Annotated in this window: 18 protein-coding genes; 6 read left to right on the top strand and 12 right to left on the bottom strand. The window is 72.8% G+C overall.

Annotated features, from left to right (window positions below):
• Positions 1 to 94 precede the first annotated feature (94 nt).
• The 8 genes from ACZ63E_RS21115 to ACZ63E_RS21080 form a co-directional block, all read right to left on the bottom strand.
• Positions 95 to 433: an SCO6045 C-terminal-like domain-containing protein gene (locus tag ACZ63E_RS21115; protein WP_465337839.1), complete on the bottom strand. Its 339-nt coding sequence runs from the start codon at positions 431 to 433 to the stop codon at positions 95 to 97.
• Positions 430 to 1,230 (bottom strand): MbnB/TglH/ChrH family RiPP precursor modification enzyme, encoded by an 801-nt coding sequence (locus tag ACZ63E_RS21110; RefSeq protein WP_465307276.1) that lies wholly within the window; start codon positions 1,228 to 1,230, stop codon positions 430 to 432. The genes ACZ63E_RS21115 and ACZ63E_RS21110 overlap by 4 nt, the downstream gene beginning before the upstream one ends.
• A complete protein-coding gene (locus tag ACZ63E_RS21105; RefSeq protein WP_465337838.1) occupies positions 1,223 to 2,143 on the bottom strand; it encodes a TIGR04222 domain-containing membrane protein in 921 nt (306 codons plus the stop codon). The genes ACZ63E_RS21110 and ACZ63E_RS21105 overlap by 8 nt, the downstream gene beginning before the upstream one ends.
• Before the next feature lie 66 nt (positions 2,144 to 2,209).
• A complete protein-coding gene (locus ACZ63E_RS21100; protein ID WP_465337837.1) occupies positions 2,210 to 3,118 on the bottom strand; it encodes a TIGR04222 domain-containing membrane protein in 909 nt (302 codons plus the stop codon).
• A gap of 88 nt (positions 3,119 to 3,206) precedes the next feature.
• Positions 3,207 to 3,629 carry a peptide-methionine (R)-S-oxide reductase MsrB gene (msrB, locus tag ACZ63E_RS21095; RefSeq protein WP_465307270.1) on the bottom strand — a complete coding sequence of 141 codons (423 nt, stop codon included), beginning with the start codon at positions 3,627 to 3,629 and terminating at the stop codon, positions 3,207 to 3,209.
• Between the two features lie 19 nt (positions 3,630 to 3,648).
• Complete coding sequence (locus ACZ63E_RS21090) at positions 3,649 to 3,954, bottom strand: aminotransferase class IV (RefSeq protein WP_285483171.1); 306 nt, start codon at positions 3,952 to 3,954, stop codon at positions 3,649 to 3,651.
• 55 nt (positions 3,955 to 4,009) lie between these two features.
• A complete protein-coding gene (locus ACZ63E_RS21085) occupies positions 4,010 to 5,617 on the bottom strand; it encodes a serine/threonine-protein kinase (RefSeq protein ID WP_465337836.1) in 1,608 nt (535 codons plus the stop codon).
• Positions 5,618 to 5,783: 166 nt separating this feature from the next.
• Positions 5,784 to 6,458, bottom strand: a complete 675-nt coding sequence (locus tag ACZ63E_RS21080) for a TVP38/TMEM64 family protein (RefSeq protein ID WP_465337835.1) — start codon at positions 6,456 to 6,458, stop codon at positions 5,784 to 5,786.
• Positions 6,459 to 6,524: 66 nt separating this feature from the next.
• Here ACZ63E_RS21080 and ACZ63E_RS21075 point away from each other — a divergent pair, with 66 nt between their 5' ends.
• Positions 6,525 to 7,544 (top strand): DNA polymerase domain-containing protein, encoded by a 1,020-nt coding sequence (locus ACZ63E_RS21075; protein WP_465337834.1) that lies wholly within the window; start codon positions 6,525 to 6,527, stop codon positions 7,542 to 7,544.
• Here ACZ63E_RS21075 and ACZ63E_RS21070 read toward each other — a convergent pair.
• Positions 7,481 to 8,002 (bottom strand): hypothetical protein, encoded by a 522-nt coding sequence (locus ACZ63E_RS21070; protein ID WP_465337833.1) that lies wholly within the window; start codon positions 8,000 to 8,002, stop codon positions 7,481 to 7,483. The genes ACZ63E_RS21075 and ACZ63E_RS21070 overlap by 64 nt on opposite strands.
• Positions 8,003 to 8,358: 356 nt before the next feature.
• Here ACZ63E_RS21070 and ACZ63E_RS21065 point away from each other — a divergent pair, with 356 nt between their 5' ends.
• From ACZ63E_RS21065 to ACZ63E_RS21055, 3 genes are all read left to right on the top strand, one after another.
• Positions 8,359 to 8,751 carry a DUF6221 family protein gene (locus ACZ63E_RS21065; protein ID WP_465307262.1) on the top strand — a complete coding sequence of 131 codons (393 nt, stop codon included), beginning with the start codon at positions 8,359 to 8,361 and terminating at the stop codon, positions 8,749 to 8,751.
• A gap of 48 nt (positions 8,752 to 8,799) precedes the next feature.
• Positions 8,800 to 9,792: an LLM class flavin-dependent oxidoreductase gene (locus ACZ63E_RS21060; protein WP_465337832.1), complete on the top strand. Its 993-nt coding sequence runs from the start codon at positions 8,800 to 8,802 to the stop codon at positions 9,790 to 9,792.
• 250 nt (positions 9,793 to 10,042) lie between these two features.
• Positions 10,043 to 10,264 (top strand): S1 RNA-binding domain-containing protein, encoded by a 222-nt coding sequence (locus ACZ63E_RS21055; RefSeq protein ID WP_465337831.1) that lies wholly within the window; start codon positions 10,043 to 10,045, stop codon positions 10,262 to 10,264.
• A gap of 39 nt (positions 10,265 to 10,303) precedes the next feature.
• Here the strand turns inward: ACZ63E_RS21055 and ACZ63E_RS21050 are convergent, their stop codons facing one another.
• The 3 genes from ACZ63E_RS21050 to ACZ63E_RS21040 all read right to left on the bottom strand — a co-directional run bounded on the left by ACZ63E_RS21050 (position 10,304) and on the right by ACZ63E_RS21040 (position 12,934).
• A complete protein-coding gene (locus ACZ63E_RS21050) occupies positions 10,304 to 10,594 on the bottom strand; it encodes a putative quinol monooxygenase (RefSeq protein WP_465337830.1) in 291 nt (96 codons plus the stop codon).
• A 111-nt stretch (positions 10,595 to 10,705) separates the two neighbouring features.
• Positions 10,706 to 11,362: a maleylpyruvate isomerase N-terminal domain-containing protein gene (locus tag ACZ63E_RS21045; protein ID WP_465337829.1), complete on the bottom strand. Its 657-nt coding sequence runs from the start codon at positions 11,360 to 11,362 to the stop codon at positions 10,706 to 10,708.
• Positions 11,363 to 11,380: 18 nt separating this feature from the next.
• The gene (locus tag ACZ63E_RS21040) at positions 11,381 to 12,934 is read right to left on the bottom strand and encodes a PucR family transcriptional regulator (protein ID WP_465338093.1); all 1,554 of its coding nucleotides are present in this window, start codon (positions 12,932 to 12,934) and stop codon (positions 11,381 to 11,383) included.
• Between the two features lie 106 nt (positions 12,935 to 13,040).
• On the opposite strand from ACZ63E_RS21040, the gene pruA reads away from it, so the two are divergent.
• Both pruA and ACZ63E_RS21030 read left to right on the top strand, forming a co-directional pair.
• A complete protein-coding gene (pruA, locus tag ACZ63E_RS21035) occupies positions 13,041 to 14,669 on the top strand; it encodes an L-glutamate gamma-semialdehyde dehydrogenase (RefSeq protein WP_465337828.1) in 1,629 nt (542 codons plus the stop codon).
• A 13-nt stretch (positions 14,670 to 14,682) separates the two neighbouring features.
• Positions 14,683 to 15,612 carry a proline dehydrogenase family protein gene (locus tag ACZ63E_RS21030; protein WP_465337827.1) on the top strand — a complete coding sequence of 310 codons (930 nt, stop codon included), beginning with the start codon at positions 14,683 to 14,685 and terminating at the stop codon, positions 15,610 to 15,612.
• Positions 15,613 to 15,619 lie beyond the last annotated feature (7 nt).

Below are 15,619 nucleotides of genomic sequence, written 5' to 3'. Positions count from 1 at the left end.
CCGGGGGATGCCCCCGCACCCAGTTTACCGGCACCCCCCCGACAGAAGGCCTGGTCCGAGCCCGGTTGTCCACACCCCAACGCCCCAGCACGGCTCACCGGCGCCTGAGCCGGGACACCAACCCCCGCCGAGGCTTCGGCAGATGCCCACCCGCGACCAACCACTCCACAAACGCGTCCGCATAAGCCCCCGACCGCTCGGTGTCCCGCTTCGGCCGCCCCGCGTTGAACTCCAGGAACAGCGGCCCGAACCGCTCCCCAAGCGACTCCGCCAGCTCGGGCCGCTGATGCGCCAGCACCCGCCCGTGCTTGCGCCGCAGCACCGAAGCCTCCACCCGCAGCCGGGCGGCGTCGAAACCTTCCGGGGCCGGGCCCGAAGCCAGCAACGCCCGCAGCAGCGAGGCCTGCTGCCGGGCCAGGTCCGAGCGGCTCACACCGTCACCGCCGCCCGCAAAGCCGCCAGCTCCGCCGCCAGCTCGTCGTCGCTCGGGTAGTCGTCGTCGCGTTCCAGCAGTACCCCCGGGGGGTCCGTGCGGCGCCGGAGCTCCGCCAGCAGCGCCAGGACCTCCGGCAGCACCGGGTGCGCGTGCGTGTCGTGGTAGACGCCGTCGCGCTCGACACCACCCGCCATGTGCACGTACGCCAGGCGCTCCCACGGGATGCCGTCGAGGAACGCCTCCGGGTCCGTGCCGATGTTGCGCGCGTTCGCGTACAGGTTCGCGACGTCGATGATCAGCCGGCAGTCCGTGCGCTCGGTCAGCTCGGTGAGGAACTGTTCTTCGGTGAGCTCAGAAGAAGGCCACTCCAGCACCGCCGCGATGTTCTCCAGCGCGAACGGCACGTCCACTATGGACTGAGCCAGCCGGACGTTCGCCACCAGCACGTCCAGTGCCTCGCGCGTGCGGGGGAGCGGCATCAGGTGCCCCGAGTCGAGCCCGCCCGCGCGCACGAAGCACACGTGGTCGCTGACCAGCGGCGCGTCCAGCGCCCGCGCGACCTCCGCGAGGTGCTGGACGCGCCCCGTGTCGAGTGGCTCGGCCCCGCCGAGGGACAGCGAGACGGCGTGCGGCAGCACCGGCATCCCGCGCCGCCGCAGCGCCACGAGCGTCTCCGGCAGGTGGTCGTGGTGCAGGTTCTCGGCGACGACCTCGACCCAGTCGACGCCCGGCAGGCGCGCGATGGACAGGTCGAGCTCGTGCCGCCAGCCGATCCCGATGCCGAGTTCACCCACCGCACCCACCTCCACCGCACGACGACCCGCCACCGCAGGAAGACCCGCTGCTGCACGACGAGCTCGAGCACGACGACCCGCTGCTGCACGAAGAGCCGCCCGACGAACCGCCGCCGCCGAAGGAGCCCGCGGGCGGCATCAGCGCCGCGCTCAGCTCCTCGTCCGGGTACATCGCCCAGCCGCCGAGCGCGACCGCCGCCGCGGCGCCGCCCAGCAGCACCCCGCCGGCCAGCGCGCCGCCCGGCATCGGCCCGGACGCCGCCGTGCGCGCCTGGCCGAGGACCCGCTGCCCGGCGGCGTTCGGCTGCCGAGGACCGGTCTTCGACCGCCGGACCGCGGCCACGATCGTCAGCACCGCCGCGACCAGCACCAGGAACACCAGCACGCCGACCGGCCGGCCGAGCGAGATGCCGTTGACCAGCCGGGCCACGCCGAGCACCAGCACGGCCAGCTGCAGGACCAGCCCGAACGTCCTGGACTGCCGCTTCGCCACGGCCGACACCAGCAGCCCGCGCTGCTCGAGCCCGTCCTCCAGCGCCCGCATCGCCGCCGACCGGCGGCCGTGGGCTCGCAGCGTCGCCGTCGTCTTCAGCTGCGCCGCGTCGAAGATGGCCTGCTCCAGCGGCTCGCCCGGCCGCGTCCCGGCCTGGCTGATCTGCTTGTAGCTGTTGACGCGCAACTGGCCGCGTTCGACCAGGGCGGCGATCGCGGTGTCGACCGCCCGGTCGGGCCCGCCGGCCAGGAAGGCCAGCTGGTAGACCGACGGCGGCGGCCCGGGTTGTGCCTGGTCGGACCGCAGCGCCCGGCCGGCGACGACGCCCGCGACGATGAGCCTGATCAGCAGGACCGCGCCCAGCAGCGCGATGTAGAGGACCACGAAATCCGGTCCGGAGATGCCCCACGGGTCGTCCATCGCCCGTCTCCCCTCAGTGAAGTGCGCTTACCGTAGCTGTGAGACGTCGCGGCCCGCGTCGGCGTTTCAACCGCCGCAACCCCCGCCGCCACCACCGCCGCAGCCGCCCCCTCCGCCACCGCAGGAGCTGCCGCCCCCGCCGCACGAGCTGCCGCCGACGTACCCGACCGCGCCGCCGCCCCCGGCGCTCGCCCAGCGCGTCCGGGTCGCGCGGCGGTGCTCTGCCACCGATCGCTGCGTCGCGCGGCTGACCGCCAGGCGGACGTCCTTGTCGGGGTGGCCCTCGAAGCCGCTCGACGCGACCGCCGCGACGGGCCCCGTGACGAAGGTGCCGACGCGGCGGGCCTCTTCGGCGGCCGCCCGGCCGGCCGCGGTGGCCTTGACCGGCGGCTGGTTCCGGGCCTTGACGGTCACGACGATCGCCACGACCAGCGCGACCGCGAGCAGGCCGAGCAGGTATCCCACCGGGTGCCCGGTGCTCGACCCGGCGATCAGCCGGACCACGCCGAGGACCACGAGCAGCCAGTACACCACCGCGGCGGCCACCCAGGCCGACCGTGCTTTCCGCGCGTCGGCGAGCAGGCCCCGGCCGATCAGCGCGGTCTCCAGCGCCCGCATCGCCGGGTGGTCGGCGACCGTCGCCCGCACCCGGTCGACCGAGCTGCCGTGCTTGCCGATCTTCAGCAGCGCGGCGCGGCCCAGTTCGTCGGACGCCGAGCCCTTGACGCGCGAAAGCCGGCCGGTGCCGTCGAGCCGGACGGCCTGCTGGTCCAGGAGCCGCGCGATGACGACCTCGCCACCCCGCGACCGGCCGCCGGTCAGGAGGGCCAGCTCTTCGGCCCGGTTCGGCGCGTCGCCCACGCGGCCGCGCCGCAGCTGGAGCGTGCGCAGCCCGGCGTAGATCGCCGGTACGAGCAGCAGGCCCAGGTAGAGGCCCGCGAAAACCGGTCCGGGAATCCCCCACGTGTCGGTCATGACTCCGCCCTCCCTCGTCCGTGTGCGGAGATTACGTCCGAGGAAGGGCGGTGGGTTGTCGGCTTAAGGAGGATTTAGGCTGGCGGTGCTACGGCTGCGGCACCAGCTTCAGCGAAATCGAGTTGATGCAGTAGCGCTGGTCGGTCGGGGTGGCGTACCCCTCGCCCTCGAAGACGTGCCCGAGGTGGCTGTGGCAGGAGCCGCAGAGGACCTCGATGCGCTTCATGCCCATGGTCCGGTCCTCGCGCAGCAGCACGGCGTCGGAGTCGGCGGGGTCGTAGAACGACGGCCAGCCGCAGTGGCTCTCGAACTTCGTGTCGCTGCGGAAGAGCTCGGCGCCGCACGCGCGGCACTCGTAGACGCCGGTGGTCTTGGTGTCGGTGTACTCACCGGTGAACGGCCGTTCGGTGCCGGCCTGGCGGAGCACCGCGTACTCCTCCGGGCCCAGCTCCGCCCGCCATTCCTGCTCGGACTTCACGACGCGCGGGGTGGCGCCGACAACGGGTTTCATACCTTTCACCCGTTCCACGTTACGCCGCGAGCCACGCCAGGGCGTGCACCACGATGTCCCATGCGGCGACTATCACGCCGAGCACGATGAGGACCACGATCAGCGCCGACACCCAGTACCGCAGCCCGCCGAGGCGGTTGCTGGAATCGGCGAAGTCGGACACGCCGTCGAGCGCGGCTTCGATCGTGTAGTTGGGACCGGATCGCTCGATCCGGTCGAGGTGCTCCGCGAACGCGCGCGCCTCCGGGTCGTACGGGTCGAGGCCGACCAGATCCTCGTGGAAGCGAGGATTCTGGCCCGGCAGCGAAGCTCCGTTGTCGGCCATGGCTCCACGGTAGGCCATCCGCGCCCGTCAGCCCACCAGCGGCGCGTTAAGTCTCTTACAGGCCGGTGCTGGGATTCGCGTCGAGCCGGGTGTTGCTGTCGATCAGCAGCTGGCCGTTCACCAACACGATGTGGTACGGACGGCGGATGCCGTTGATCTCCATCGTCAGGTTCAGCGAGCCGTCGTTCCCGCTGCCCCCATCCGCCTGGGCCTTGCGGTAGCCCTGGATGTTCTTCTTCTGGTCCGCCCAGTAGGCCTGGTACTCCGCCTCCGAGCCGTAGACCGCCTGCGCCGCGGGTGTCAGCAGGTTCCAGCCTGCGGCCGGGTTCGGGTAGTAGCTGTCGGTGAGCAGCCGTCCGGCCTGGCCGTAGTCGGTGATCTTGCCCTCCGACGGCGTCTTGCCCAGGTCGGCGGGCGCGGCGGGGGTGCTCGGGCTGCTGCTGTTCGGGGTGGTCTGGCCCGTGCTCGGCTGGGAGCCCGCCGACTGCCCGACCTGGTTGCCGCCGGTGCCGCCGTCACCCGAGTTGAGCGTCAGGAAGAGGATCACCGCGGCCACGACGACCGCGGCGCCCGCGCCGGCGAAGATCGCGTACTTGCGCTTGTTGTCCGGCTTCGCGGTGCTCGACGAGTACTGCGGAGCCCTGGCCGACGGCGTCGCCGCGGGCATCGGTCTGGGCGGGGTGTTCGGCGGCGCCGCCGGCGACCGCATCGGCATGAACGCCGCCGTCGGGCGCGGCGGGTTGGACGCCGCCTTGGCCGTGGGCACCGGGGTGCCGACCGGCGGTGACGACGGCGCGGGCTGGTCGGTCCGTTGCCACGGCGGCCGCTCGCCACCCTCGGCGGGCCCGGCCGGCTTGCGGCCCGCGCCGCCGGAGAGCAGCGGCGGGGACGCCGACATGCCGCCGGGCTCGGTGCGGGCCAGCGCGGCCAGCCGTTCCCGGGCTTCGGCCATGGACGGCCGCTCGCCCGGCTCGCTGCGCAGCAGGCTCATCAGCAGCGCGGTGGCGCCGCCGGCCTGCACCGGCGGGTTGATCTGGCCGTTCGCGGCCGCGTAGAGCAGCGCGAGCTGGTTGGTCGTGTTGCCGTACGGCGTGGTGCCCTCGATCGCCTGGTAGAGGGTCGCGCCGAGGGCGAAGACGTCGGAGCTGGGCACCGGGTCGGCGCCGCGCGCCAGCTCGGGCGCCAGGTAGGCGGGGGTGCCGCCGATCAGGCCGGTCGCCGTCAGCGTCATGTCGCCGGCCGCGCGCGAGATGCCGAAGTCGGTGATCTTCGCGGTGCCGGTCTCGTCGATGAGGATGTTGCCCGGCTTGACGTCGCGGTGCACGATCCCGGCGCGGTGCGCGGCCACCAGCGCGGAGGCGACCTGCTCGCCGAGGCGGGCGACCCGGCCGAGCGGGAGCGTGCCCTCCTGGGACAGGATCGTCGAGAGGCTCGGGCCGTTCAGGTACTCCATCACCAGGCACGGGTCGCCGTTGTGCTCGGCGATGTCGAACACCACGATCGCGTTCGGGTGCTGGAACCGGGCGGCGTTCTTCGCCTCGCGCATGGCGCGCTGGCGCATGTTGTCGCGCTCGGTCTCGGAGACGCCCGGCTGGGGGAGGATCTGCTTGATCGCGACGGTGCGTTCGAGGCGCACGTCGGTCGCGCGCCACACCACGCCCATGGCACCGCTACCAATGTGCTCGACGAGGCGGTAGTGCCCGGCGATCAGCTGACCGGTGTCGATGGCGACTGCTCCTGACGAAATTCCCGGTGGTGGTGGCCCTGCTCAGCGCGTTTCCGCTTCGCGCACCCGATCGAGTGTAGCGGTCGGCCCGGTGCAGTTCGCGTCAGCCAGCCGGTCCGGCGGGCTCCGGTTCGGGCGCCGGCGCCACCGGCGTCCGTTTCCGGAACACCCGGACCAGGCCGATCGCCCCGGCCAGCGCGAAGACGCCGTAACAGACGAGCAGCGCCGGCGGCGTGTCGCCGGTCAGCGCATCCCCGAGGACGACCACGGCGACGGTGCCGGGCACGCTGCCCAGCAGCGTACCGGCCAGGTACGGGACCAGCCGCACCGACGACACGCCGCAGAGGTAGCTGAACGGCGCGAACGGGACGACCGGGATCAGCCGCAGCGAGGTGATCGCGAGGACCCCGCCGCCGGAGAGCCGGTCGTTGACCGTCCGGACGGCCGAGCGGTGCAGGTGGCGCGTGACGAGGTCCCGGCCGAGCAGCCGGGCCAGCCCGAAGGAGAGGCCGGCCGCGATGGTGGTGGCGACCAGGCCGATGGTGATCCCGGCCGTGGTGCCGACCAGCAGGCCGGCGGCCAGGTTGAACACCGTGCGCGGGATCGGCGCCACGGTGAGCAGCGAGTACGCGACGAGCAGCACGAGCGGCGTGGCCGGGCCGGTGGCCGCGGCCCAGGCGCGCAGGTCGGCCGGACCGGGGATCGGCAGCAGCACCGCGGCCGCCGCGAAGAGGGCGAGCACGGCGAGCGCGACGATCAGTTTGGTGCGGCCGGACACCCGGTCCAGCGTACCGGCGGCGCGTTCTTCGCGGCCCGGGGGAGCGAACACCGCTAGCGTGGCCGCATGCCCAAGCACGGTGATCCGGTCGAGTACGAGGTGGGCGGGCGCACGGTCCGCGTCTCGAGCCCGGACAAGGTGTACTTCCCCCAGCGCGGCATCACCAAGCGCCAGGTCGTCGAGCACTACATCACGGTCGGCGCGCCCCTGCTGCGCGCGATCGGCGAGCGGCCGACGACGCTGAAGCGCTACGTCGACGGTGTCGAAGGCGAGTGGTTCTACGCCAAGCGCGTGCCGAAGGGCGCGCCGGACTGGCTCGAGACGGCCGAGATCACGTTCCCGTCCGGCCGGAAGGCGGCGGAGGTGTGCCCGACCGAGCCCGCCGTGTTCGCGTGGGCGGCCAACCTGGGCACGTTCGACTTCCACCCGTGGCCGGTCCGCAGCGCGGACGTCGACCACCCGGACGAGCTCCGCATCGACGTCGACCCGCCCGACCGGGCCGGCTTCGCCGACGCGGTCGAGGTGGCCCAGGTGGTCCGCGACGTCCTGGCCGACGCGGGCCTGACGGGCTACCCGAAGACCTCCGGCGGGCGTGGGGTGCACGTGCTGGTCCGGATCCGCCCGGAGTGGGACTTCATCCAGGTCCGCCACGCGGTGATCGCCCTGGGCCGAGAGGTGACCCGCAGGATCCCCGAGAAGGCGACGATCGCGTGGTGGAAGGAGGAACGCGGCGGCCGCGTGTTCCTCGACTACAACCAGGCGGCCCGCGACCGCACGGTGGCCTCGAGCTGGTCGGTCCGCGGCACCCCGCGGGCCACGGTGTCCACACCGTTGACGTGGGACCTGCTGACCGAGGTCGACGCGGACGACTTCGACGTCCTGACGATCCCGGAGTTCCTGGCTTCCCACGGCGACCTGCACGCGCCGATGGACGAGGAGCCGTTCGGGCTGGAGACGGCGCTGGAGTGGTACGAGCGTGATGAGCGGGACCACGGGCTGGGGGAGCTGCCGTATCCGCCGGACTATCCGAAGATGCCGGGGGAGCCGAAGCGGGTGCAGCCGAGCAAGGCCCGCCCGGAGAGCTGACCGCGCCGCTCGCGGTAGGAGGAGCCGCCCTGGGCGTAGGCGGTCTCGATCAGCTCGCCGGACTCGTCGCCCGAGACGCTGTAGGTGATGTCGCACTCCCAGAGCAGGGTGCTCGCGCCGAGCGCGGTGAGCTTGGGTTCGACGACGACGTTGCAGCCCGCGGAGCCGAAGCACTGCTTGGACAGGACGGCCAGGTCGACCGAGTAGTCCTTCGCGGTGGGTTCCGGCAGCACCGGTTCGGTGGTGGTCGGGACGGTCAGGGCGGGGATCGACGGACTGGTGGTGGCGGGCGCCGCGGCGTCGCGCGGCCGGGTGTCGCCGTCGGCGGACACCCAGGTGCCGCCCGGGCCGGCGCAGGGGGCGTGCAGGGCCTTGTTCAGGCACGGGCCGGACGCGGCCTTGCCCACCACCAGTGCCAGCACGACACCGGCCGCCAGCGCGGGGAGGACGACGAGCACGCCCACGACCCACGGCCACTTGCGGTGCTTCGGCGGGGAGCGGGCGCCGGGAAGCGTGCCCGCGCAGCGACTCCCGCGGTACCGATGAGCGGCAATCGAAATCCCCGCACCCCGCCCTGTGACCAACCGCATCGGGAGACGCGAATCTCCGGAATTCACCGGCTCCGGCCGGACAAACGGGAGGCTCGGAACGCGGAGTGATCGCGCGTCCACTTGCTGTCGCCTTTCGGGTCACAAATGTTGCACGGCCGAGTTCGGCGTCACGATCATGGTCTCGGACGGCGTAACGTGCGGTCCCGAATCGACGACTCCCCGGGACAACGACCGGGGGCGGTTCGACGAGAGGAAGGCCCTTCGTGGACGACCTGATCGCATTCCTCGCCGCGCGCGTCGGCGCCCGGCAGGCGTTGATCATGCAGGCCGTCAACAAGGCGCAAGCCGGCGACACGATGAACCGCGGGGAGACGAAGGTCGCCGTGGAGCAGCGGATCCGCGGGCTGACCGACCTCGACCTCGACGCGGTCAACCAGATGATCAACGAGATCGAGGCGACCCGGCGGATCCTGCTCGCCCACCGCACCACCGTCTCCGAGAAGGTCCCCGGGTTTCCGCTCTACGGCAGCGAATACTGGTGTGAGACCTGCCACGTGCCCGCCGACGAGGCCGGCTCCAACTGGTGCCTCACCCTGCGCCTGCTCGCGCTGCCCTACACCGACCACCCGGACTACAGCGAGCGCTGGCGTCCCTGACGGGAATCCCGGCGCGCGCCGGGCGTTGCACCCGGGGTGAAGCTCTCCGTGCTCGACCGTTCGCCGGTGCGGCGGGACGGCGGACCCGGGCGGACCGCGCGGGCGCTGCGGGACACCGTCACCTTCGCGGCCGCCGTCGAACGGCTGGGTTACCACCGGTTCTGGGTCTCGGAGCACCACGGCGTGCCCGGGGTCGCCGGGTCCGCGCCGACCGTGCTGGCCGCCGCCGTCGCCGGGGCGACCGCGCGCATCCGCGTCGGGACCGGCGGGGTGATGCTGCCGAACCACCGGCCGCTGGTCGTCGCCGAGCAGTTCGGCGTCCTGGAAGCGCTTCATCCGGGCCGGATCGACATGGGGCTGGGCCGCTCGGTCGGCTTCACCGGCGGTGTCCGCGAGGCGCTCGGGCACGGCAAGGAGGCCGCCGACGACTTCGGCGCGCAGGTGCGGGAGCTGCTCGGGTTCTTCACCGGCGAGCACGGTTATCCGGGCGTCCACGCCTACCCGGCCGAGGGCCTGCGCGTGCCGCCGTTCCTGCTGGCCACCGGCTCGGGCGCGGACCTCGCCGCCGAGCTCGGGCTGCCGCTGGTGATCGCGCCGGTCCGCGGCGAACGCGCGCTGGCCGAAGCCGTGACGCGCTACCGTGACGGCTTCCGGCCGAGCGGCTGGGCGCGGGAGCCCTACGTCGTGGTGTCGACGGCGATCGCGGTGGCCGACTCGGCCGCGGACGCGCGGCGGCTGCTCGTCTCGGAAGCCTGGGCGACGGTCTATTCACGCTCTCACGGCGTCTTCCCGCCGCTGGAGCCGCCCGCGGAAGTCCTGGCGCGGCCGATGACCGACCGCGAACGACGCCGGCTCGAGGACACCTTGGACGGCCAGATCTCCGGCACGCCCGCCGAGGTGGCCGACCGGCTGGGGAACCTCGTCGGGGCCGTCGAAGCCGACGAAGTCCTCGCGACGACCGCCGCCTTCGACCAATCCGCGCGGCTCGATTCTTTCGCGGCCCTCGCCGAACTCGCGGGGCTCCGCGTCCCCATTTCGTGAGGGATCGGCGAATTCTCCGTGCACTGGGTCGGTGATTCAATATCGGAGTGCCGCGACACCGTGTCGAATCATTACCGGTGGTGCCTTTTCCGGCCGCCGCGGTACGGTTTCCGCGTGACTGCCGGGTCGGCCTCGAGCCGTGAGCAGACGGGGTACCCGGCTGTGCCGTGACCTCCGGGTTGGCCCGTGGCCCGCCGCCTCCCGCACGTCTTCCGACATCGGACCGTGCGCGGGAAGGAGGTGAAATCGCATGTCCGAGTGGCAGGAGTTCGTCGCGGCCCACGCCGAGGGCGGGGTGCTCGACGGCGTGGTGTCCCGGGTCGTCCCGTTCGGCGCGTTTGTCGAGGTCGACGGGCAGCAGGGTCTCCTGGTGACCGACGCCGCCCCCGAGCCGGGGACGCGGCTGAGCGTCCGCATCGAGCGGATCGACGTGGAAAACCGCCGGTTCAGCCTGGTCCCGGCCCAGCCGTGACCCGCCGGTCGCCCGCCGCGCGGCGGGCGACCGGTCCCTTCAGCGCGCTTCGTACGACTCGACGGTGCGGTGTTCGAGGGCCGGCACGAGCTGCTCGAGGACGAGTTCCTTGAAGTGCGCGGTCTGCCGGTGCTCCTCGAAGGCTTCCGGCGAGGTGTACCGCTCGAGCAGGACGACGCTGCGCTCGTCGTCGAGGTCCCGGCAGATCTCGAAGGCGAGGTTGCTGGGCTCGGCGCGGCTGGCCTCGGCGAGCCGCCGGTACAGCGGCAGCAGGTCGGCGACCTTCCCCGCGGGGAGGGTGTGCCGGGCGATGACTTGCAGTTCGGGCATCGGTGACCTTCCTGGATCGGCGGGGCAGCGGGTTCACCGTAAGCCGCCGAAGCTTCGGCACGCGGCGAAGGGATCAGCGCACGGCGGCGCAGCTCGACCGGAGTCAGGCGATCATCCGAGCACGAACGGCAGCCGCCCGGCGAGGTCGCCCAGTGCCGTGGTCTCCGCGGCCGTCGGCGCGCGGCGGCCCGTCGCCACCAGGAGCACGTCCTCGTCCGAGAACGACGCCGGGAACGCCGTCACCGCGATCTTCTCCAGCGTCTCCCGCGTCCGCGCCAGGCCCTCCGCGGGCGGTCCCGGCACCGAAGCCACGTGCGCCACCAGGTCGAGGTGGTGCAACGTCCACTCCAGCACGTACGCCGACAGGTAGTCGCCCGCGGTGAGGACCATGTCCTGCGTTGACACGTGCAGGCCCGGGTCGGCCAGGTCCGCCGCCCGGCCCGCCGCCGCGCCGACGTCGTCGAGGTGGAACTTCAGCAGCGCCGGGTCCTCATACGCCGCCGCCAACCGGACGATCAGCGCGTCCAGCGGATCGTCGCCGGAAGGCAGCTCCGAGGCCACCGCCCAGTACGTCACGGCGTTGTGCGTCACCGCCGAGGAAGCCGGGGTGACCAGCGTGATCAGCACGTCCTGCGCGTCGATCACCAGGTGGCACACCAGGTCCCGGACCAGCCATCCCCGGCAGCCCGACGGCTCGGCGAACGCGGAGTCCGGAAGAGCGGCGACCGCGGCGCGCAACGCCGCCCACGTGCGCGAAAAGAGATCCACGCGGCGAAGCTAGCAGGGTCAGAGCCTCAGCTGCAGCTGAGTAAGAATGCGCTGCGCCGCGTCGTCGAAGTCCACTCCGGACACTTCGGCGGCGCGCCGGACGCGGTACCGGACCGTGTTGGGGTGGATGTTCAGCGCCCGGGCCGCCGCCCGGACGTCGCCGAACGCGTCCAGCCACGCCAGCACCGCCGGGACCAGGATGCCGCCGTGCTCGGCGTCGTGCGCCACCAGCGACTTCAGGCGCGGGTCGCGGATGCGGGGCTGCGAACCCAGGAACGCCAGCACCTCCGACAGCAGCACCTCCGCGCGGACGTCGGCCAGCGACGCGACGTCGGCGGCCCAGTGCCCACGCGCCATCGCCGCCAGGACGCGGTCGGCGTCCCCGCGCGACGCGGCCGCGTCGGACAGCCGCGGCACCACTCCACCGAGCGCCGCCCGCACCGGGACGTCGAGGTGCCGGCGGGCCGTGGCGGCGATCTCGCGGGCCAGCGCCAGCACCGCCGCGTCCGAGTGCTCGGGCAGGTCCGGCAGCAGCGCGTAAACACGGCCGCCGATCACGCTCACCAGCGCGCTGCGCCGGTAGGCCGCGGTGTGTACGGCGATCAGGTGCACCAGCTCGGCGCGCCGCAGCTGCCGGTTGTCCGAGCGCTCCAGCGAAAACGCGAGCACCTGCGCCGGCCGGGCCGGGTCCGCGCCGATGTCGTCCGCGACGGACTCCGCGTCGAGCCGGCCTTCGAGCAGGCTCGCGAGGAGGTCCTCCCGCAGCCGCAGTTCCGGGCTGGGCAGCGTGCGGGCGCGGATCAGCTGCGGCGCGAGGGTGCGGCTGGCGCCGAGCAGGGCCGTCTCGGCGCGTTCGGTGAGCGGCTGCGCGCCCTCCTGGACCCAGATCGTGCCGAGCGGCTGCTTGCCCGCGTGGATGCCCGCCGCGATCCGGCGGCGGATGCCCAGCTCGGGCCGCTCGTCGATCCGGACGATCCCCTCGCCGGCACGAAGCCGCTGGTAGACGCCCCATTCGCGCAACATCGCGAGGTAGCGTTCCGGGCCTTCGCGGCCGAGGATCGACAGCCGCCGCAGCTCGTCGACCTCGTCGCCCGCCCGCGAATACGCGAGCACGCGGTTCGCTGTGTCCTCGATGCTGACCAGGCCGCCGGTGAGCGTCGCGATGGTCTGGGCCAGAGCGAACAGGTCGCCGAGCACCTCACCGCTGGCCGCTTCGCCGCCCGCGCGGGCCGCGTCGACGACTTCGCGGGCCAGCGACTCGACCTGCTCCCAGCGGGCTTCGCTGCCGACGGTCAGCAGTGCGACACCCGCGTCGGCCGCGACGTCGGCGCCCGTCGCGCCCTTGACCGCCACCGCGGCCGCGCCACCCCGCCCGGCCGCCCGGATCGCGGGCGCCGCCGCCCGGCCGCGCGCGCCGATCACCAGCACCAGGTCGCCGGGCGACGCCTCCAAGGGGTCTTCGGGGTCGAGGATCACCACGTCGGTGACCGGGACGCCCAGGCCGTGCGGCGCCACGACGACCTCGACGAGCGGTTCGCCCAGGGTCGCCAGCACGTGCCGCAACGAAGTTATCGGATCGGCCAAAGTCACCCGATCGATTTTAGCCGGTTGGACAAGCCGCCGGAGCGTGTCCGGAGTTACCGTTCGGGGCATCCGGACGTAAAGCAGAGGAGCCGCCGTGGACGCCGTGACCCAGACCCCCGCCCCGAAGAACGAGCCGGTGCTGACGTATGCGCCGGGCAGCGCTGAGCGCGCCGAGCTCGAGGGTGCGCTCAAGCGGCTGGGCCAGGCGGAACCCGTCGACCTCACGGTCACCGTCGGGGGCGAGCAGCGCCCCGGCGGCGGCGAGAAGATCGACGTCGTCCAGCCGCACAACCACCGCCACGTGCTGGGCACCATCCACAGCGCCACCCAGCAGGACACCACTGACGCCATCGCCGCGGCGGCGAAGGCCGCGCCGGAGTGGCGCGCGCTGTCCTACGACGACCGCGCCGCGATCCTGCTGCGCGCCGCCGACCTGCTGACCGGCCCGTGGCGTGCCACGCTCAACGCCGCCACCATGCTCGGCCAGTCCAAGACCGCGACCCAGGCCGAGATCGACTCCGCCTGCGAGCTCGCCGACTTCTGGCGCTTCAACGTCGAGTTCGGCCGCCGCGTGCTCACCGAGCAGCCGATCAGCTCGCCGGGCGTGTGGAACCGCCTGGAGCACCGGCCGCTCGAAGGCTTCGTCTACGCGATCACGCCGTTCAACTTCACCGCGATCGCCGGCAACCTGCCGACCGCGCCCGCGCTGATGGGCAACACGGTGCTGTGGAAGCCGTCGCCGACGCAGTCGTTCGCCGCGCACCTCACCATGCGGCTCCTGGAAGAGGCGGGCATGCCGCCGGGTGTCATCAACCTGCTGCCGGGCGACGGCAAGGCCGTCTCCGAGGTCGCCCTGACCCACCGCGACCTGGCCGGCATCCACTTCACCGGCTCGACCGCGACGTTCCAGCACCTGTGGGGCACGGTCGGCGCGAACATCGCCGGCTACCGCTCCTACCCGCGGCTGGTCGGCGAGACCGGCGGCAAGGACTTCATCGTCGCGCACCCGTCGGCCGACGTCGACGTCCTGCGCACGGCGATGGTTCGCGGCGCGTTCGAGTACCAGGGCCAGAAGTGCTCCGCCGCTTCGCGCGCGTACGTCCCGCGCAGCGTCTGGAACCAGGTGAAGGACGGCCTGGTCGCGGAGACCGAGGCGCTGTCCTACGGCGACGTCACCGACCTGTCGCACTTCGGCGGCGCGGTGATCGACCGGCGTGCGTTCACCAAGCACGCGGAGCTGTTCGACCGCGTCAAGGGCGACGCTTCGGTGGAGGTCCTCACCGGCGGCACGGCCGACGACACCGACGGCTTTTTCGTCCAGCCGACGATCCTCGTCTCGGACAACCCGAAGCACGAGATCTTCTCGACCGAGTACTTCGGCCCGATCCTGTCGGTGCACGTCTACGAAGACGGCGACTTCGACGCCGTGCTCAAGCTCGTCGACGAGACGGCCGCGTACGCGCTGACCGGCGCGATCATCGCCAACGACCGCACGGCCGTGGCGAAGGCGGCCGAGGCGCTGCGGTTCGCCGCGGGCAACTTCTACGTCAACGACAAGCCGACCGGCGCCGTCGTCGGCCAGCAGCCGTTCGGCGGCGCGCGGGCCTCGGGCACCAACGACAAGGCCGGCTCGATCTTCAACCTGCAGCGGTGGACGAGCCCGCGCTCCATCAAGGAGACGTTCGTGCCGCCGACCAGCGTCCGTTACCCGCACCAGGGCTGAGAGGGAGACCGTCATGCTGCGTGCCCCGTTGCTCGCCGCCGCCCGGTCGAAGGGCATCCGGCGGCTCGTCGAAGCGGTGCCTGCCACGCGATCCGTGGTGCGCCGGTTCGTCGCCGGGTCCGAGACCGCCGAGGCCGTGCGCGTCGCGCACGAACTGGCCGCGGACGGCCGCCGGATCACCCTCGACCACCTGGGTGAGGACACCACCGACGCCGCGCAGGCGGCGGCGACCGTCGCGGCCTACGAAGCCGTGCTGACGGCGCTGGCCGCGGAAGGCCTGGCTTCGGGGGCGGACGTCTCGGTGAAGCTGTCGGCGGTGGGCCAGTTCCTGCCGTCGAACGGCGAGGACGTCGCGCTGGAGAACGCGCGGAAGATCTGCGCGGCGGCGGAGGCGGTCGGCGCCACCGTGACGCTCGACATGGAGGACCACACCACCACGGACTCGACGCTCGGCATCCTGCGCGAGCTGCGCGGCGAGTACCCGTGGGTGGGCGCGGTGCTGCAGGCCTACCTGCGACGCACCGAGCAGGACTGCCGCGAGCTGTCCGGGCCCGGGTCGCGCGTGCGGCTGTGCAAGGGCGCGTACGCCGAGCCGGAGTCGGCCGCGTTCCAGGAGAAGTCCGAAGTGGACAAGTCCTACGTCCGCTGCCTGCGGGTCCTGATGGCGGGGCAGGGTTATCCGATGGTCGCGTCGCACGACCCGCGGATGATCGAGATCGCCGCCGCGCTGGCGGAGGAGAACGGGCGCACGGACGACGACCACGAGTTCCAGATGCTCTACGGCATCCGGCCGGAGGAGCAGGCGCGGATCGCGGCTTCGGGCTCGCGCATGCGCGTCTACGTGCCCTACGGCGACGAGTGGTACGGCTACTTCATGCGCCGCCTGGCCGAGCGGCCGGCGAACCTGGCGTTCTTCCTGCGCGGGCTCGCGACGCGGTCCTGAACATGAC

The sequence above is a fragment of the Amycolatopsis sp. NPDC104819 genome, from assembly GCF_055583145.1.
Note: the sequence above shows the minus strand (reverse complement) of the source record. Positions and strands in the feature narration are given on the sequence as shown.